We start from the raw sequence: 15,702 nt of genomic DNA, 5'->3' as shown, positions 1-15,702 counted from the left end.
CGTCACCCCTTCTCGTTGGTGAGTTCGGCAGCACGCCGCACCGCCGACACGATGTTCATGTAGCCGGTGCACCGGCAGACGTTGCCCGCGATGTCCTCACGAATCGAGTCGTCCTCGGCGGTCCGCAGGTCGTCCCGCTCATCGAGGAGACCGGCGACCGCCATCATGAATCCCGGGGTGCAGAACCCGCACTGCAGTGCGTGGCACTCCTTGAACGCCTGCTGCACCGGGTGCAGGCTCCCGTCCGCGTTCGCCAGTCCCTCGACGGTGCGGATGGAGCACCCGTCCACCTGGACGGCCAGCGTCAGGCACGACCTCGCCGGGGTGCCGTCGATGTGGACCGTGCAGGCGCCGCACACCCCGTGCTCGCAGCCGACATGCGTACCGGTCAGCCGGAGCTGGTGCCTCAGGAAGTCACTCAGCAGCAGCCTGGTCGACACCTCCTCGCTGACCGCGCGTCCGTTGACCTCGACGTTGATCCGGACGAGGGCGTTCGGCTCGAATTCAGTGGTCTCGGTCATCACGCACCATCTGTTCTGGTCATTGCCGTTGTGAGGTTTCGTGCGACAAGGCCGGCGAGTACATGCTGCCGGTACACCTTGCTCGTCGCGCTGTCGTCGGAAACGGTGACCGCGTCGCGGGCCAGTGTCCCCGCCTCGGCGAACAGCTCCGGCGACGGCGACTTGCCGGTCAGGAAGCGCTCGCACTCGGTCAGCAGGGCCGGCGTGGTGGCGATTCCGCAGGCGCCGAGCCGTACCCGGTCGATCCTCCGGTCGGCACCGAGTTTGAGCGTGACGGCGACCCCGGCCACCGAGTAGTCGCCGTGCCTGCGGGCGAACTCGGCGAAGGCCCAGCCCTCACCGGGCTCCAGCGCCGGTATGGCCGCCTCGACGAGCAGTTCGTCGGGCTCCATGGCGGTGGTGAAGATGAACTCGAAGAAATCCTCGGCCGCGATGGTCCGGCGGCCCGACGGCCCGCAGACGGTGATCGCGCCACGCATCGTGGTCAGCAGCGTCGGCAACTCCGCGGAGGGATCGGCGTGCGCCAGGCTGCCGCCGACCGTGCCCCGGTTGCGGATCACCGGGTGTGCCACGTTCAGCAGGGTCTCGCGGATCAGCGGGTTCGCCGCGGCGACCTCGTCGTTCTGCTCGACCACTCGCTGCCGAGCCATCGCACCGATCCGCACGACGCCGTCCGCCACCCGGACATAGTTGAGTTCGTCAAGTTTCCGCAGGTCGATGACAACCTCCGGATTGGCCAGCCTGAAGTTCATCGTCGGGATGAGGCTCTGTCCACCGGCAAGGATCACCGAGTCCTCGAACCTGGCCCGGATGTCGATGGCATCCCGCAACGTCGACGGCAACGCGTATCGAAAAGCGGATGGTTTCAACTGTCACTCCTACAAGGGTCGAATCGATCGGCACCTCCGGCGACCCGGTACGGTGCCATCGTCACAGGTCCGTCAGCTTGCCCTCGTACTCCGGGTAGCTCATCGGTGACTTCGCCACGATCGAATCCTTGTTCTCGCCGGTCATCATGTCCTGGAAGACGGTGTTCTTGAAAGTCGGGTCGCCGCCCTCGATCGCGGCGCGCACTGCTTTGGTGGCGAGCACCCCGGTCTCGGCCGCCGAGTAGTAGCGGGTCGCCGCCAGGTACGGCGTGCCCAGCCAGGTCAGCATCTCCGCATCCGCGTCGCTGGTGACGTGGGTGATGTTCTTGATGTCGTTCTGCTTCAGGTACGCGGAGACGCCGTTGCCCATCGCCGCGGCGTAGGACACGATCGTGGTCACGTCCGGGTGCGCCTGCAGAGCGCGCTCGACGACACCGACCGCCTTGTTACGGTCGAAGTACCCCTGTTCGCGGAGCACAATCTGGAATCCGCTCCCCTTGAGCGATTCGTCCAGGCCCTGGTCGATCCGTTCCGAGAAGCCCTGCCCGACCACGCCCTGCACCACCACGACCTTGCCGGGCTTGGCGTTCTTCTTGAGCCAGTCGCCGATCAGCCGGCCGCCGCCGACGGAGTCGACGTGGGCGACGCCCTTGGCGTACTCGTCTAGCGGACCCGGCGCCGCCCACAGGGCGATGCCGGTCGGGATGCCCGCCGACTTGGCCTGTTTCACGGCCGACAGCACGGTGTCGACGGTGTTGGGCAGCACCACCAGCCCGGCGACGCCCTGCGAGATGAGGCTTTCGAGGTTCTTCAGTTCGGTCTGTACGTCGAAGTTGGCCTGTACGATCTTGAGGTTGTACGAGGTGCCGTCCAGCACCTTGGCGACGCCCTCGGCGACGTACCTGGTGTACTCGACGAGGCCGTTGAGCGATACCCCGATCGTCTTGCCGGAACCGATCCCCGCCGCGGAGCCGGTCGGCGCGGAGCCGGTCGACGACCCGCAGGCACTGAGGATCGGGGTGAGCAGTCCCAGTCCGCCGAGTGCGGCGGCGCCGGTGAACAGTGTCCGTCGGCTGATGCCCGTCATCGCGGCACCGGATGCGGGTTCTTGCTGGGTCATTACTTTCTCCGTTTCGTTCGGGCCAGCCGGGTCAGGCACGTCGCTGGACCTTGCGGCGTCTGCGGAAGTCGGCCCCGGCGGTCACCGACACGGCCGCGATGAGGATCGCGCCGAAGACGAACTGGTCGTAGGAGTCGGGAACGCTCAGGAACGTCAGCGAGCTGGTGACGACACCGAGCACGAGCACACCGAGCAGACTTCCCAGGATCGAGCCGCGGCCGCCGGCCAGCGAGGCGCCACCCAGCACGATCGCCGCGATGACGACGAGTTCGAGCCCGATGCCCGCCCGAGGATCGCCCGCGCCGACCCTGCCGGTGATAACAACCGCGGCTAGGCCGGCGAGCGTGCCGTTGAGGACAAAAATCGCGATCTTCGTCCGGGTGGTCGCGATACCGGAGAGGAAGGCAGCTTCCTCGTTCGCGCCGAGCGCGAAGACGTTACGGCCGAACCGGGTGAAATGCAGCAGTACACCGCCGACGATCACGCAGAGCAGCCAGATCAGGGTCGGGGTACGCAGGCCGAGGAAGCTGCCCGTCTGCAGCCAGTCCAGGCCGGTCGGCAGCGGAATCGGAGTGCTCTTCGCCACGGTCAGCGCGATCGAGGCGAACACCGCCAGGCCGCCGAGCGTCAGGATGAACGGTGGAACCCGCAGCAGCGACACGAGCAGGCCCCACAGCGCTCCGGAGGCCGCACCGACCAGGACCGCGACCAGCACGATCACGACGTCGGGCACCTCGCCCGCCACCAGCTTCGCGGTGAGGACACTGCCCAGCGAGACCAGGCTGCCCACGGAGAGGTCCAGCTGGCCACCGACGAGCAGGAAGGTCTGGCCCACCGCGAGAATGCCCAGCACCGAACTGGCGACCAGCATCCGCTCCAGGTTCATGGTCGATAGGAAGGCGCCGTTGCGAGAGGAGGCGAGCGCCGACAGGGCGATGACGATCACCAAGAGCGGCAGATAGACCTGGAGGTGCTCGCGAACCGCCGGAGTGAGCCACTTTCGCCGGGCGGTCGTCGGGAGGACCACCTGAGTCTGCGTTGCCGACATATCAGCTTCCTAGTTCCATCTCGAAGATTCGGTGCTCGGTGGCGCTCTCGCCGTCAAGCTCACCGGCGATCCGGCCGTCCCGCATCACCACGACGCGGTCGGCGATGCAACAGATCTCCTGGTATTCGGTCGAGAACACCACCACCGCGTCACCCGCGGCGGCCCGCTCGCGAAGTAGTCGGTAGATCTCGGACTTGGACGGGATGTCGACTCCGGCAGTGGGTTCGTCCAGGACCAGGACGTCGCTACCGACCTGGAGCCAGCGGGCGAGGATGACCTTCTGCTGGTTACCGCCGCTCAGCCCCCGGATCGGCGCGCGGACGTCGGAGAGTTTGACGGACAGCCGCCGGCAGACCTCGGTTGCCCTGCGCGCCGCCGAGAGGGGGTTGAAGGCGGGAGCTCGCAGCATGCCGTTCTCGGCGAGCAGGGCGTTCTCGACAATGGAGCGATCCAGCATTAGGCCCTCGCGCTTGCGGTCGGCCGGCAGGAAGCCGACGCCCGCGCGGGTCGCCGCCCGGCGTCCGCCCCGATGCCCGTCCAGAATCCGCACCGTGCCGGACGTCGGCTGGATGGCGCCCGCCATCAGTCGCGCGACCTCGCGGCTGCCGCAGCCGACCGCGCCGGTCACCACCAGCACCTCGCCCCGGCGCGCCTTCAGGCTCACCGACCGGACGGCTCCACCGAAGCAGGCGTCCTTGAGTTCTATCGCCACCGGGCCGGGGGTCGCGGCGCCCTCGTGAATGTCAGCACGTCGCATCGAGACCTCGTCGCCGAACATGTGGCTGACCAGTTCGCCGGTCGTCACCTCCGCGACCAGGCCGTCGTGGACCTTCGTCCCGTCGCGCAGCACCGTGTAGTCGTCGGCGAGCTCCATCACCTCGTCGAGGTGATGGCTGATGTAGATGACCGCGATGCCGCTGTCGCGCACCTGCCGTACGACCGAGAACAGCTGGTCGATCTCCGCGCGGTGCAGGGTCGCCGTCGGCTCGTCCATGATGATGCACTTGGCGTCCGCACACACCGCCCGGGCCAGCTCCAGCAGCTGCATCTGGGCGACGCTGAGGGTCCAGGCGGGGGCGTCGGGATCGAGGTCGGCCCCGACTCGCGCCAGTCGCCGACCGGCCTCGCGGGCCACCCCGCGACCGGTGACCAGGCCGAACCTGCCCCGAGGCGGCAGATCGAGCAGAACGTTGTCCGCGACGGACCGGGTGAGCGCGATCTGGCGTTCCTGGTGCAGCACCCGTACCCCGGCGGCCTTGGCGGACCGCGGCGTGAACCGCTGCCGGCGACCGTCCACCAGGAGTTGACCCGCGTCCGGCTGTAGCGCGCCGGAGGCGATTTTGATGAGCGTCGACTTGCCCGCGCCGTTCTCACCCAGCAGAGCGTGAACGCGGCCGGCGAAAGCGGTGAGCGAGACGTCCTTGAGGGCTCGCGCGCCAGGAAAGGATTTTTCCACATTACGCAGTTCTAGCGTGGCGCGCATGCCATACCCCTTATTCGCTGGGCGGATACTGTGTTCGCTAGTCGATGATGAGAGTTTAGGGCGAGAAGTACCCGTGTCAATAGGTCTCACCACTGAAGTTCTTTTCCGGTGAGGTCGCCTGTGACCAGGGACGCGGCCGCTACGCTGCGACGATGCCCGCAACGCGGACGCCGCGATCACCGGTCGGCAGCGGCCGTCGCGTCACGACGCGACGGCGTCACCGCCGACCGGGTCCGGTGGGGCGAGGATGGAGCGAGACTGAGTGGCGGCGGATCAGGCCTGGTAGCGGAGGTTACGCATCGGCTGCCAGCCGATGCCCAGCGAGAGCGCCTGGGCCAGTCGCTGGACTGCGTCGGTGACCACGACCTGGTTCCGGCCACCGTCGAGATGGGCTCGCGAGACGACCGCGCAGACCGCCGCGACCACCGCGCCTTCACTGTCGAACACGGGCGCGGACACCGAGCCGGTGAAGGTCTGCACATCACCCATGGTGACGGCGTAGCCCTGTTTCCTGACGGTGGCGAGCACCTCGCGAAGTTCCTTCGGATCGGTGATCGATCCGGGAGTCAGCGCGATGAGATCGCCGGCCAGATATTCCTCGATGAATTCATCGGGCTCGTAGGCCAGTAGCACATGGCCTTTCGAGCCGGTATGCAGCGGGAAATGGTAACCATAGGTGGTTCTGGTGATGATTTCACCGGACAGCGCCTCATGGGAGTAGAGGACCACCGCGGTGCCCTCACTCCGTTCGACCAACTGGAAAACGGCGAACGGGGTGTCCTGGGTCGCGCGGTTCATCAACGGAATGGCCAGTTCGAGCAGTCGGTGCCCGACCAGGTAGGTGGAGCCCAGCAACCAGGTGCGCCGGCCGATCCTGAAGACACCGGACGCGTCCCGCTCCAGGAACTGGTCCGCCTCCAGTTGCGACAGCGTGCGGTGCAGCGTCGCCCACGACATGCCCAGCGCCTCGGCGGCTTCGGAGGCGCGCATCGGCTGCTGGGACAGTAACTCCATGACCCGCAGCGCGCGGGAGACTCCCTGTAGCGTCGGTTTCGCCCGACCGGCGGAGTCGGTGGGCTGCCCAGAGGACTTCGCGGTGCGTCGCGCCACGTTCACCCACTCCCTTCCCGGCCCCGAGCAGTAGATATGCGGACCCGGCCCGTGGCAGTGGTGATTCTAACGCACGACAACGATCTACGGACGGAGTCCGGTGGGGGAGGACCGTGTGTGGGCCGCCTCCCCCACCTGGGCTCATCCGGTGACGGCTGGCCAGTCGTCCGGATCGGACCACCCCTCGGGCCAGACCAGGCCACCGGCGCTCTGTACCTTGCGGAAGTGCTCGCCGCGGTCGAACATGCCGAGCGTGTCACGACCCCGCCGCCGTTCGTCCCTGAGGCGCTCGGTGGCGTCGGCGTCGACCACCAGATCGTTTCCGGTTCCGGTCACCACCACCCCGTACTCGGATTCGGCGGCCTCGGGAGTGACGAGACCGCACAGCACGTCGTAGTGAACCAGCTCGGTCTCCCGATCCAGCGGGTCTCCCCAGCCACCGCCGCCCGTCGTCCACAGGCGCACCAGATCACCGGCGCGCACCGGCACGTCGTCGACCATCCCCGGCAGCGACCGCGGGCCGCCGCCGTCACTCTCGATGGACACCCCGTACGGCTGGCCGGCGACTCCACCGTTCACCCCGTAGGGAGCGAGCTCAGAGCGGTCCGCGTTGGACAGCAGGAAACAGTCGCGCAGCGCTCGAACCCGCTTGTCGTAGCCGAACCCGCCCCGGCGCTTGCCCGCGCCGGCCGAGTCGGTCTGCAGCGCGAGGCTCTCGACCAGCACGGGGTAGCGCTGCTCAGAGAATTCGGCAGGCAGGTTGCGGGAGTTCGGCACGATGTGCACCACGTCGCTGCCGTCAGCCCAGGGGCGCCCCGGGCCGCCGCCGCCGAGCACCTCGCGGAACAGGCTCAGCTTGCCGTCGGTCTCGCGGCTGTGCATGCCCCAGATGCGGATGGTCTCGTGGTCCGCGGGCATCTTCCCGCCGGTCGCCTTGGCGAGGACTCCGGCGAAGATGCCCAGGGAGCGGATCAGGATGAAGAACCGGAGCCCGGTGGGACGCCCGAAATGCGGGGTGACCAGGGTGCCCTTCTCCGGGAACCTCACATCGAGGACGTCGAGGATCCCCTCGTTGATGTCGATCTCGGCCGCACGCTCGGGGGAGTCGGCCAGGCAGCGCAGCACCGGTCCCAGCCACTTGCGAACGAAACGCCCCTCGCAGTAGTCGATCGCCCAGTTGATCGGCCCCTCGGCCTCCGGGTCGGTACCGGTGAAGTCAAGGGTGATCTTCTCCGCGGTCTTGGTCATGGTGATGCGCATCGCGAACAGCTTGCGGGTGAAACCGTCGGACTCGATGTAGTCCTCGAAGGTGTACACCCCATCGGCTATCTTGGGCAGCAGTTCTCTGCGGATCGTCTCGGCGCAGTTGTCGATGATGGAGTCGAAGGCGCTCTCCAGGGTCTCGACACCGTACCGCTCGGCGAGCTCGATGAGCCGGCGGGAGCCCAGCTGGCAGGCGCCGATCTCGGAGTCGATGTCGCCGCGCAGGTGCTCGGGGAGCCGCGAGTTGCGCTCGATGATCCTGAAAGCGGTCTCGTTCAGCACGCCCCGGTCATAGAGCTTGGCCGGCGGAACCACCAGACCCTCGCCCCACTGGTCACGGACCTGCACCGGCAGGCTGCCCGGCACGCAGCCGCCGATGTCGTCGTGATGGCCGAAGACCTGGGCGAACCCCAGCAACCGGTCCTCGTGGAAGATCGGCACGGTGGTGCACAGGTCCGGGACGTGACCGCACGAACCGGAGCTGTTGTACGGATCGTTCCAGAAGAACACGTCTCCGGGGTTGATGTCGTCGCCGAAGAACTCGAACACCGGCTCGACCAGCGAGCCGTACGACCGGCCGGTGAGCTTACGCCCCTTGGCGTCGTACAGACCGACCCGGTAGTCGTGCTGGTCCCGGATCATCGGGGATCGGGCGGCTCGCTCGACGGCCGCCTCGATCTCGACCTCGGCCGAGCGGATCGTTCCGGTGATGACTTCGAGCTCGATGGGTCCGAGTGTGGTTTTCATGCCTGCCGCCTCACCATGATCAAATTGCCGAAGGAGTCCGTCGAAGCCGCCCAGTGCGCGGGTACGACGACTGTGGCGCCGTACTCCTCGACCACGCAGGGGCCGCTGATCCGGCTGCCCGCGCCCAGCTCCGAGCGTTGGTAGATAGCGCAGTCCTGCTGGCCGACGCCTCGCCAGTAGACCTCGCGCCGTGCCGCCGGCTCGACGGGACCGGTCGAGGCGGGCACTCCCACCAGTTCCGGCCGGTGCAGCCGGCCGATCGCCTGCACCCGGAGGTTGACGATCTCGACCTCCTGCTTGCCCTCGTAGGAGAAGCCGTAGATCCGGTCGTGCTCGGCGTGGAACTCGGCCGTCACCGCGGCCAGTGAGTCCTCGTTCGAGACGCCGGCCGGGATCGACACGGACACCTCGTACCCCTCGCCGACGTACCGCAGGTCCGCGCCCCGGATCAGTTCCACGCCGGCGGCGTTGATGCCCTCTTCTGAGAGCTCGTCCCGGCCCTGTCGCTCCAGCTCCTGCCAGACCGGCGTCACCTCGGCGTCGACCCCGTCCGCCACCTGGCGGACGAACGTCCTGACGTAGTCGCGCTTGACATCGGTCACCTGCAGGCCGAAGGCCGAAAGGTTGCCGGGGTTCGGCGGGACCAGCACCGAGGTCATGCCGAGGAAGTCGGCGACCTCTGTGGCGAGCAGCGGCCCCGCGCCACCGAAGGCGACCAGCGTGTAGTCACCGGGGTCGCGGCCCTTGAGCGTCGACACCTGCCGGATGCCGGCGACCTGACCGGCCACCGCGACCTCCAGGACGCCGGCGGCGATCTCCTCGGCGGACAGGTCCCAGTTGGCGCCGAACTCATGGAAGACGGAGTGCGCCGAGGCCCGGTCGAGCAGGAGATCGCCCCCCACCAGGGAGGCCGGGAAGTATCCCAGGACCGCTGCCGCGTCGGTCACCGTGGGCAGTTCACCACCGCGCCGGTAGCAGATCGGCCCGGGCACGGCACCCGCGCTCTTCGGACCGACCTTGAGCGCCCCGTTCGGACCGACCCATGCCAGCGAGCCGCCGCCGGTTCCCACCGTGGCGATGTCGATCATCGGGATCTTCACCGGGTAGTTCTCGATCACGGTCTCGCTGGTCAGCCTGATCGTCAGGTCCTCGATCAGCGCGACGTCGGTCGAGGTTCCGCCTACGTCCAGCGTGATGATGTTCTTGATACCGGCGCCGCGCGCCGATTCGATGGCGCCGAGCACGCCGCCGGCAGGCCCGGACAGCAGCATGGTGACCGGCTTCTCCCCGGCGGCACGCGCGCTGACCACGCCACCGTTGGACTGCATGATGAGGAAGGGCAGCTCGCCCGAGCGGGCGCGAAGTTCCTGGTGTGCCCGATCGAGATAGGTGCGGCAGTACGGCTTGACCATCACGTCGAGCAGCGTGGTCATGGCGCGCTCGTACTCGCGGTACTCGGGCAGCACGGTGCTGGACAACGACACGAAGAGGCCGGGGAACGCCTCCTTGAGCAGCTCCCCGATCCGCTGCTCGTGCATCGGGTTCGCGTAGGAGTGCAGCAGGCAGACCCCGAGCCGGGTCACCCCGGCGTCCACGAGTTCCCGCACCGCGCTCAGCACCGCCGCCTCATCCAGCTCGCGATGGACCGAGCCGTCGTAGGTGAGCCGCTCGGGCACCTCGCGCACCAGGTGCAGCGGCACGATCCGCGGGGGCTTCACCCAGAAGAACGAGTTTCCGTAACCGTCGGGAACGGACTGGCGTGCGATCTCGATGATGTGCCTGAAGCCTTCGGTGACGAGCAGGCCGATGCCGCCGAACTCGTGCTCCAGGACGGCGTTCGTCGCCGTGGTGGTGCCGTGCACGACCATCTCGACGCTGTCGAAGCCGCGGTTCGCCTGGGTGAGGACCTTCTCGATACCGGTGAGCAATGCCCTGCTTGGATCCTCCCGGTCGCTTGGGGTCTTGACGACGTGAACGTCGCCGGTCTCCCCATCGATACCGATCACGTCAGTGAACGTGCCCCCGGTGTCCACCGAGATCCGCAAAGTATTGGCCACGTGATCGCTCCTATTGACTCGTATCCGCTGAACGGACATACTATGCGCTGAAGGGACAGTAGCTTTACCAAACGACCGATGTCAACGGAACACCTGACGGCCAAGCAGTAAGGATCGCCTTCGCTGACCGGGTCTCATATCCGTTCTATGGGTGCAGAATTCGCTGCTGTCACCGCCCCACCACCCTCGTCTGGAGTACCCGATGAAGCTCGAGCAGGAATTCACCATCCCCGTCGAGGTCGATCGCGCCTGGGAGGTTTTGCTGGACGTGGAGCGGATCGCTCCGTGTTTTCCCGGTATGTCGTTGACGTCGGTAGAGGGGAACGTCGTCAACGGCTCGGTGAAGGTGAAACTCGGCCCGGTCCTGCTGAACTACAACGGCGTGGCCGAGTTCAAGGAGCAGGACGCCGCGAACCACCGCGTCCTCATCGACGCCAAGGGCGCCGACGTCAAGGGCGGCGGCAACGCCTCCGCGCAGGTGACGGCCACCCTGCACGCGATCTCGGCGTCGAGCACGAGGTGTTCCATCGTCACCGACCTCAACGTCACGGGCCGGCCCGCGCAGTTCGGCCGCGGCATGATGCTCGAGGTCGGCAACAAGGTCCTCGGCCAGTTCTCCGCCAATCTCGCCGCGAGCCTCGCCGCGGGCGACCAGCCGGCCCCGGCACAGCCCGCCGCCCCGCACCTGAACTCGGCCGCGGCGCCCGTGGCGGCCGTGCGGCCCGCACCGCAACCGGTCGAGGCGCTGGACCTGCTCGGCGCCGCCCGCGGCGCGGCCCTGAAGCGACTCGCCCCGGTCGCGATCGCCGGGGTCGCCGCGATCGCGCTGATCGTCTGGTGGTCCACGAAGTAGCCGCCTCGATCACACCTGGGAAGGGGCCGACCGATGCGTGAGGCAATGGCCGAACTCGGAGACTGGTACCGGCGCGGGATACCGTTCGCCCTGTGCACCGTGGTGGACACCTGGAGCAGCGCACCGCGTCCGCCCGGCGCGATCATGGCGGTGAACGCGGCCGGAGAGGCGGTCGGCTCCGTGTCCGGCGGCTGCGTGGAGGCCGCGGTGTACGAGGCCGGGCGCGAGGTGCTGTCCTCGGGCCTGCCCCGGCAGGAGCACTACGGCATAGCCGACGATGACGCCTTCTCCGTCGGGTTGACCTGCGGTGGCCTCATCGACGTCTTCGTGGAACGGGTGTCCGCCGAGACGTTCCCCGCCCTGACCGAGGTGTTCGCCTCCGTCGAGGCACGCGAGCCGGTCGCCGTCGCGACGGTCGTCGCCGGAGACGGCCGCGTCGGCGCGCGGCTGGTGATCTGGCCGGACCGTGTCACCGGCTCGCTGGGAAACGACCCGCTCGACCACGCCGTCACCGATGACGCGCGCGGCATGCTGGCCGCCGGACGGACCGGTGTGCTGACCTTCGGCCCCGGCGGTGAGCGGCGGCTCGATGACGTGCGAGTGTTCATCTGCTCCTATGCCCCGCCGCCGCGCCTGCTGGTGTTCGGCGCGATCGACTTCGCCGCAGCGGTCGCCAGAATCGGCAAGTTCCTCGGCTATCACGTCACCGTCTGCGACGCCCGGCCGGTTTTCGCCACCGCGAAACGCTTCCCGGACGCGGACGACGTCGTCGTCGACTGGCCGCACCGTTTCCTGTCCGAGACGGTCGTCGACGAGCGCACCGCGATCTGCGTGCTCACCCACGACCCGAAGTTCGACGTCCCGCTTCTCAAGCTCGCCGTCCGAACGCCCGCCGCCTACATCGGCGTCATGGGGAGCCGCCGCACGCATGACGACCGGATGGCACGGCTACGCGAGGAGAACGTGTCCGAGGCCGACCTGGCCCGGCTGTCCTCCCCCATCGGCCTCGACCTCGGCGGCAGGACGCCGGAGGAGACCGCGGTGGCGATCGCGGCCGAGATCATCGCCCTCACCTGGAACGGAACAGGTGCCCGGCTCTCCACCATCAAGTCGGCCATCCATCGTTGACCAGCGGTGTCGCCTCACATACCGGCGAGCCTGGCAAGACCGGGGACCTGAGATCGACCTTCTGTTCGCAGCAAGCACGCGGCCTCCCCCTGGGACTTTGACAGACCGTCGTCTCAGCCCCGTGTCTTCCTGCCCGATACCGACGAGACCCGTCTGACCTCGCGGATCGTCTCCGGGAGGCAACCGGCCGCCAGGAGGGAATGTCCAGGCGGCCGGGAGGGGACCTCTCAGCCGAGGTCGAACTCGCTGGCCTTCACACCGCTGACGAAGGCGTCCCACTCGGCGGGGGTGAAGAAGAGCTTGGGACCGTCGGGGTCTTTGGAGTCGCGTACGGCGATCAGGGCGGGGTGCTCGGCCTTGTGATCGGGGCCATCGGCGATGTCTCTGAGCTCCGCGACCTCAACGCAGTTTCCGCCGTTGTCTCCGGAGAAGCTTGACTTGAACCACTTGGCGCTACTCAGGTCCATTTTTCTGCTACCGCCTTCTGAATGAGATCGATAGACATACTTAGCGGCAACGCTTCGCTCCGAAGCGCCTCGAAACGCTCTACGGCTACAGCGACGTCTTCTTGGTCGTTCGTGGTGAGACCTCGCACGGCCGTCTCCGCATACAGTACGTCGTTTCCTCCCTTCAGCGTGGCGATTGCGAACCCACCCATCAAGCCCGAGTGCATTCCATGCGGAACCACCTGAACGCTTAGCCGCGGGGTTATCGCCGACATGAGACGCTCCAGTTGCTCCCGCATCACCTGGGGACCACCGATCGGGCGGTAGAGAACCGCCTCATCGATCACGCAGCGGAATGCCGGCGGCTGAGGGTCTTCGCGAACGAGGATGGTCTGGCGATCCAGGCGGGCCTCCACAGCCGCCTCGTCATCGCGCAGCAGTACGCGAGCATAGCCCTCCGTTTGAAGCAGGCCGGGAAACACCAGGGGTTCGTAGGAGCGCAGGGTGATCGCCTCCTGCTCCTTGTCGCGCCATTTCCCGAACCACGAAGGAATCTGCTGCCCTTTCCTCCAGTCGAGGAGGCGACGGAGGGCGCCGCCCGTGTTGAGGGCCTTGTCGCAGGCGTCGGCGAACTCAGGACTGGCCGGAAGCAGGCCCGTCTCGACGCCGCTGATCAGGGACTCGCTGAAGTGGATTACCTCGGCCAGCTGCCCCTGGGTGAGGCCCGCCGCCTTCCGGTAGTGCTTCAGCTCCCTGCCCCATATCGCCTGAGGCGTGTAGAGGTTGACCACGATGCCCTCCTTGCCGGAGTTCAACGACAGCGGCGCGAACCCCAACCATCGAATCCGGCAACCATTCGACTACCAAGCGTAGTCATTTCCCGGCATGCTGGCCATACGAATTCCAGAGAATAAGAAGAGAATTCCAAGGCGCACGAGGCGCCGGACGAGTATCACCACAGGCCGGCCTCCTCGCCATTTCGTGCTGGGCATAAGTGAATAGCGGAGACCGGTATCCGCTGAAAAGCCCGGTGTCGCGCACGGCAAAAAACACAGCGAGGGCAGGTGCGGTTTCAGAGCCGCTCATCTGTGCGGCCTGTTCGGGATAGAAGGTCAAAGGCGCAGCGAGAGCAGGTGAGGGTTCGGGGACCGCCCCCGCCGCCGCCGATGGTGACCGAGCCCGGACGTGACCGAGCCCCACCCCCGGGTACCCGTACACCACATTCGCTGACGTGCCCCGGTCACTCAAGCCCGCCACCAGGTTCGATAGCGGAGCGATAAGGCATGGATGCTGGGCGGTCCTACGTTTCGGACATGAGCACTCCGATCTTTGCGCTTTGCGATGAGTACGTCACCCGCTGGGCGGCCCTCGACCCGATCGCAGCAGGTGCCGAGGGCATCGTGTCCGACTTCGTCGCCGCCACCGACCACAGCCCCGCCGGAAGCGCCGCCAGGGCCGAGCTGATCCGTACGACCCTCAAGCGTCTCGACGAGCTGGTCCCGACCGGGGAGTCGGACGTCCGGGCGGCCGCCCACCTGCGGGAGCGGCTGGAGGCCGAGCTCGGCTGGCACGACATGGGTGAGCCGCTCCGCTGGGTGGCCGCGCCGTACGGACTGCCCTACCGGGTGCGCTCCAGCGTCGTCCTCCTCCCGCACGGCAACGACGACGAGTGGCGCGACGTCGCCGCCCGCCTGGCGGCGATCCCCACGATGCTCGCCGGATGGCGGGAGAGCCTGGAGGCCGGCCTGGCCTCGGGTCTGCGGGGCGCTCGCAGGCAGGCGCTGGCCATGGCCGACCAGGCCGACCAGTTCGCCGGCGTGGGCGGGACTCCCCCGGCGCACGACGCCTTCGTCGCCACCTACGGCGAGGGTCCGGTCAGGGAGGAGCTGCTCAGCGCGGCGGCCGCGGCCCACGCCGCGTACGCCGACGCCGGGCGCTACCTGCGCGAGGAGTACGCCCCAAGGGCGGACGAGGCCGACGCGGTGGGCCCCGAGCGCTACGCGGTCGCGGCCAGGATCAGCCTGGGCTCCGACATCGACCTGCGCGAGGCGTACGAGTGGGGCTGGGCCGAGCTGGAGCGCATCGGGACCGAGATGGCCGCCGAGGTCGAGCGGATCAAGCCGGGCGCGACCATCGAGGAGGCCACCCAGATCCTCAACGAGACCCAGGCCGTCGACTCCCTGGAGGAGTACCAGGCCTGGTTGCAGGAGCGCCATGACCGGGCCATCGAGCAGCTGAACGGCACCCATTTCGACATCCCCGAGCCGCTGCGGCTCGTCGTGGCCGAGGTCGACGTGAGCTCCACCTCGGGTGCGGCCTCCTACAACGCGCCCAGCGAGGACCTGTCGCGGCCCGGCCGCACGCTCTGGCCGGTCGGCGGGCGGACCCGCTTCGCCACCTGGAGCGAGCTGACCACGATCTTCCACGAGGGCGTTCCCGGCCATCACCTGCAGTTCGGCGCCATGCGGATGGCCGAGGACCGCCTGTCCAGGTTCGCCAAGGTCTCCTGGGTGGACGGCCACGGTGAGGGCTGGGGCCTGTACGCCGAGCGGCTGGCCGACGAGCTGGGCTGGTTCACCGACCCCGGTACCCGGCTGGGCATGCTCAACTGGTCGGCGCTGCGCGCCGCCCGGGTGGTCATCGACCTGGGCGTCCACCTGGACCTGCCACTTCCCGACGGCTCGAAGTGGACCTTCGAGAAGGCCTGCGAGGTGCTGCGCGACCGGGGCCGTTGCGAGCCGCACCGGGTCGAGGCCGAGGTGGTGCGCTACTTCGGCTGGCCCGCCCAGGCCATCGCCTACAAGCTGGGCGAGCGGGCCTGGGTGCAGGCCCGTGAGGAGGCCAGGCTGCGCCAGGGCGACGCCTTCGACCTGCGTGCCTGGCACACCGCCGCACTGGAGCTCGGACCGGTCGGCCTGTCCAGCCTGGCCGACGCCCTGCGCCGGATCGGCTGACCCTTGGTCCCGCACCTCGTGTGATGCCGCCGACGGCGGCCGGTCCGGCCAGGGCGGACGACCGGCCGCCGGGCGGCATCACATGAAGGCCACCGGTGACCGA

13 protein-coding genes are annotated in these 15,702 nt (G+C 68.1%); 3 read left to right on the top strand and 10 right to left on the bottom strand.

Annotated elements, in window-relative coordinates; all coding sequences use genetic code 11:
• Window positions 1–2 precede the first annotated feature (2 nt).
• From IG98_RS0109405 to IG98_RS0109370, 8 genes are all read right to left on the bottom strand, one after another.
• Window positions 3–521, bottom strand: a complete 519-nt coding sequence (locus IG98_RS0109405) for a (2Fe-2S)-binding protein (RefSeq protein ID WP_030908567.1) — start codon at window positions 519–521, stop codon at window positions 3–5.
• Window positions 521–1,390, bottom strand: coding sequence for an FAD binding domain-containing protein (locus IG98_RS0109400; protein WP_037969757.1), 870 nt, complete (start codon window positions 1,388–1,390; stop codon window positions 521–523). Before IG98_RS0109400 ends, IG98_RS0109405 begins: the two co-directional genes overlap by 1 nt.
• Window positions 1,391–1,451: 61 nt before the next feature.
• Window positions 1,452–2,510: a sugar ABC transporter substrate-binding protein gene (locus IG98_RS0109395; RefSeq protein WP_084195231.1), complete on the bottom strand. Its 1,059-nt coding sequence runs from the start codon at window positions 2,508–2,510 to the stop codon at window positions 1,452–1,454.
• A 31-nt stretch (window positions 2,511–2,541) separates the two neighbouring features.
• Window positions 2,542–3,558, bottom strand: a complete 1,017-nt coding sequence (locus IG98_RS0109390; RefSeq protein ID WP_051751916.1) for an ABC transporter permease — start codon at window positions 3,556–3,558, stop codon at window positions 2,542–2,544.
• Between the two features lies 1 nt (window position 3,559).
• Complete coding sequence (locus IG98_RS0109385) at window positions 3,560–5,041, bottom strand: sugar ABC transporter ATP-binding protein (protein WP_030908559.1); 1,482 nt, start codon at window positions 5,039–5,041, stop codon at window positions 3,560–3,562.
• A 273-nt stretch (window positions 5,042–5,314) separates the two neighbouring features.
• Window positions 5,315–6,151, bottom strand: a complete 837-nt coding sequence (locus IG98_RS0109380) for an IclR family transcriptional regulator (protein ID WP_157594249.1) — start codon at window positions 6,149–6,151, stop codon at window positions 5,315–5,317.
• Window positions 6,152–6,292: 141 nt separating this feature from the next.
• Window positions 6,293–8,161: a hydantoinase B/oxoprolinase family protein gene (locus IG98_RS0109375; protein ID WP_037969755.1), complete on the bottom strand. Its 1,869-nt coding sequence runs from the start codon at window positions 8,159–8,161 to the stop codon at window positions 6,293–6,295.
• The gene (locus IG98_RS0109370; RefSeq protein WP_030908549.1) at window positions 8,158–10,218 is read right to left on the bottom strand and encodes a hydantoinase/oxoprolinase family protein; all 2,061 of its coding nucleotides are present in this window, start codon (window positions 10,216–10,218) and stop codon (window positions 8,158–8,160) included. The genes IG98_RS0109375 and IG98_RS0109370 overlap by 4 nt, the downstream gene beginning before the upstream one ends.
• Before the next feature lie 202 nt (window positions 10,219–10,420).
• Between IG98_RS0109370 and IG98_RS0109365 the strand changes: the two genes are divergently transcribed.
• Window positions 10,421–11,071: an SRPBCC family protein gene (locus IG98_RS0109365; protein WP_030908546.1), complete on the top strand. Its 651-nt coding sequence runs from the start codon at window positions 10,421–10,423 to the stop codon at window positions 11,069–11,071.
• 33 nt (window positions 11,072–11,104) lie between these two features.
• The gene (locus IG98_RS0109360; RefSeq protein ID WP_030908543.1) at window positions 11,105–12,199 is read left to right on the top strand and encodes an XdhC family protein; all 1,095 of its coding nucleotides are present in this window, start codon (window positions 11,105–11,107) and stop codon (window positions 12,197–12,199) included.
• A gap of 227 nt (window positions 12,200–12,426) precedes the next feature.
• On the opposite strand, the gene IG98_RS0109355 is transcribed toward IG98_RS0109360, so the two are convergent.
• Together IG98_RS0109355 and IG98_RS0109350 are read right to left on the bottom strand one after the other, a co-directional pair.
• A complete protein-coding gene (locus tag IG98_RS0109355; RefSeq protein ID WP_030908540.1) occupies window positions 12,427–12,666 on the bottom strand; it encodes a DUF397 domain-containing protein in 240 nt (79 codons plus the stop codon).
• Window positions 12,657–13,436, bottom strand: coding sequence for a helix-turn-helix domain-containing protein (locus tag IG98_RS0109350; protein ID WP_169750098.1), 780 nt, complete (start codon window positions 13,434–13,436; stop codon window positions 12,657–12,659). The genes IG98_RS0109355 and IG98_RS0109350 overlap by 10 nt, the downstream gene beginning before the upstream one ends.
• Window positions 13,437–13,958: 522 nt before the next feature.
• Between IG98_RS0109350 and IG98_RS0109345 the strand changes: the two genes are divergently transcribed.
• Window positions 13,959–15,599 carry a DUF885 domain-containing protein gene (locus IG98_RS0109345; RefSeq protein ID WP_030908535.1) on the top strand — a complete coding sequence of 547 codons (1,641 nt, stop codon included), beginning with the start codon at window positions 13,959–13,961 and terminating at the stop codon, window positions 15,597–15,599.
• Window positions 15,600–15,702 lie beyond the last annotated feature (103 nt).

The organism is Streptosporangium amethystogenes, from assembly GCF_000721075.1.
Classification (GTDB): domain Bacteria; phylum Actinomycetota; class Actinomycetes; order Streptosporangiales; family Streptosporangiaceae; genus Streptosporangium; species Streptosporangium amethystogenes.
Note: the sequence above shows the minus strand (reverse complement) of the source record. Positions and strands in the feature narration are given on the sequence as shown.

Coding starts and splice junctions, on each gene's coding strand:
- IG98_RS0109390 (WP_051751916.1), bottom strand. CDS start 3,558: ATGTCGGCAACGCAGACTCAGGTGGTCCTCCCGACGACCGCCCGGCGA.
- IG98_RS0109365 (WP_030908546.1), top strand. CDS start 10,421: ATGAAGCTCGAGCAGGAATTCACCATCCCCGTCGAGGTCGATCGCGCC.
- IG98_RS0109355 (WP_030908540.1), bottom strand. CDS start 12,666: ATGGACCTGAGTAGCGCCAAGTGGTTCAAGTCAAGCTTCTCCGGAGAC.
- IG98_RS0109360 (WP_030908543.1), top strand. CDS start 11,105: ATGCGTGAGGCAATGGCCGAACTCGGAGACTGGTACCGGCGCGGGATA.
- IG98_RS0109395 (WP_084195231.1), bottom strand. CDS start 2,510: ATGACCCAGCAAGAACCCGCATCCGGTGCCGCGATGACGGGCATCAGC.
- IG98_RS0109385 (WP_030908559.1), bottom strand. CDS start 5,041: ATGCGCGCCACGCTAGAACTGCGTAATGTGGAAAAATCCTTTCCTGGC.
- IG98_RS0109375 (WP_037969755.1), bottom strand. CDS start 8,161: ATGAAAACCACACTCGGACCCATCGAGCTCGAAGTCATCACCGGAACG.
- IG98_RS0109345 (WP_030908535.1), top strand. CDS start 13,959: ATGAGCACTCCGATCTTTGCGCTTTGCGATGAGTACGTCACCCGCTGG.
- IG98_RS0109405 (WP_030908567.1), bottom strand. CDS start 521: ATGACCGAGACCACTGAATTCGAGCCGAACGCCCTCGTCCGGATCAAC.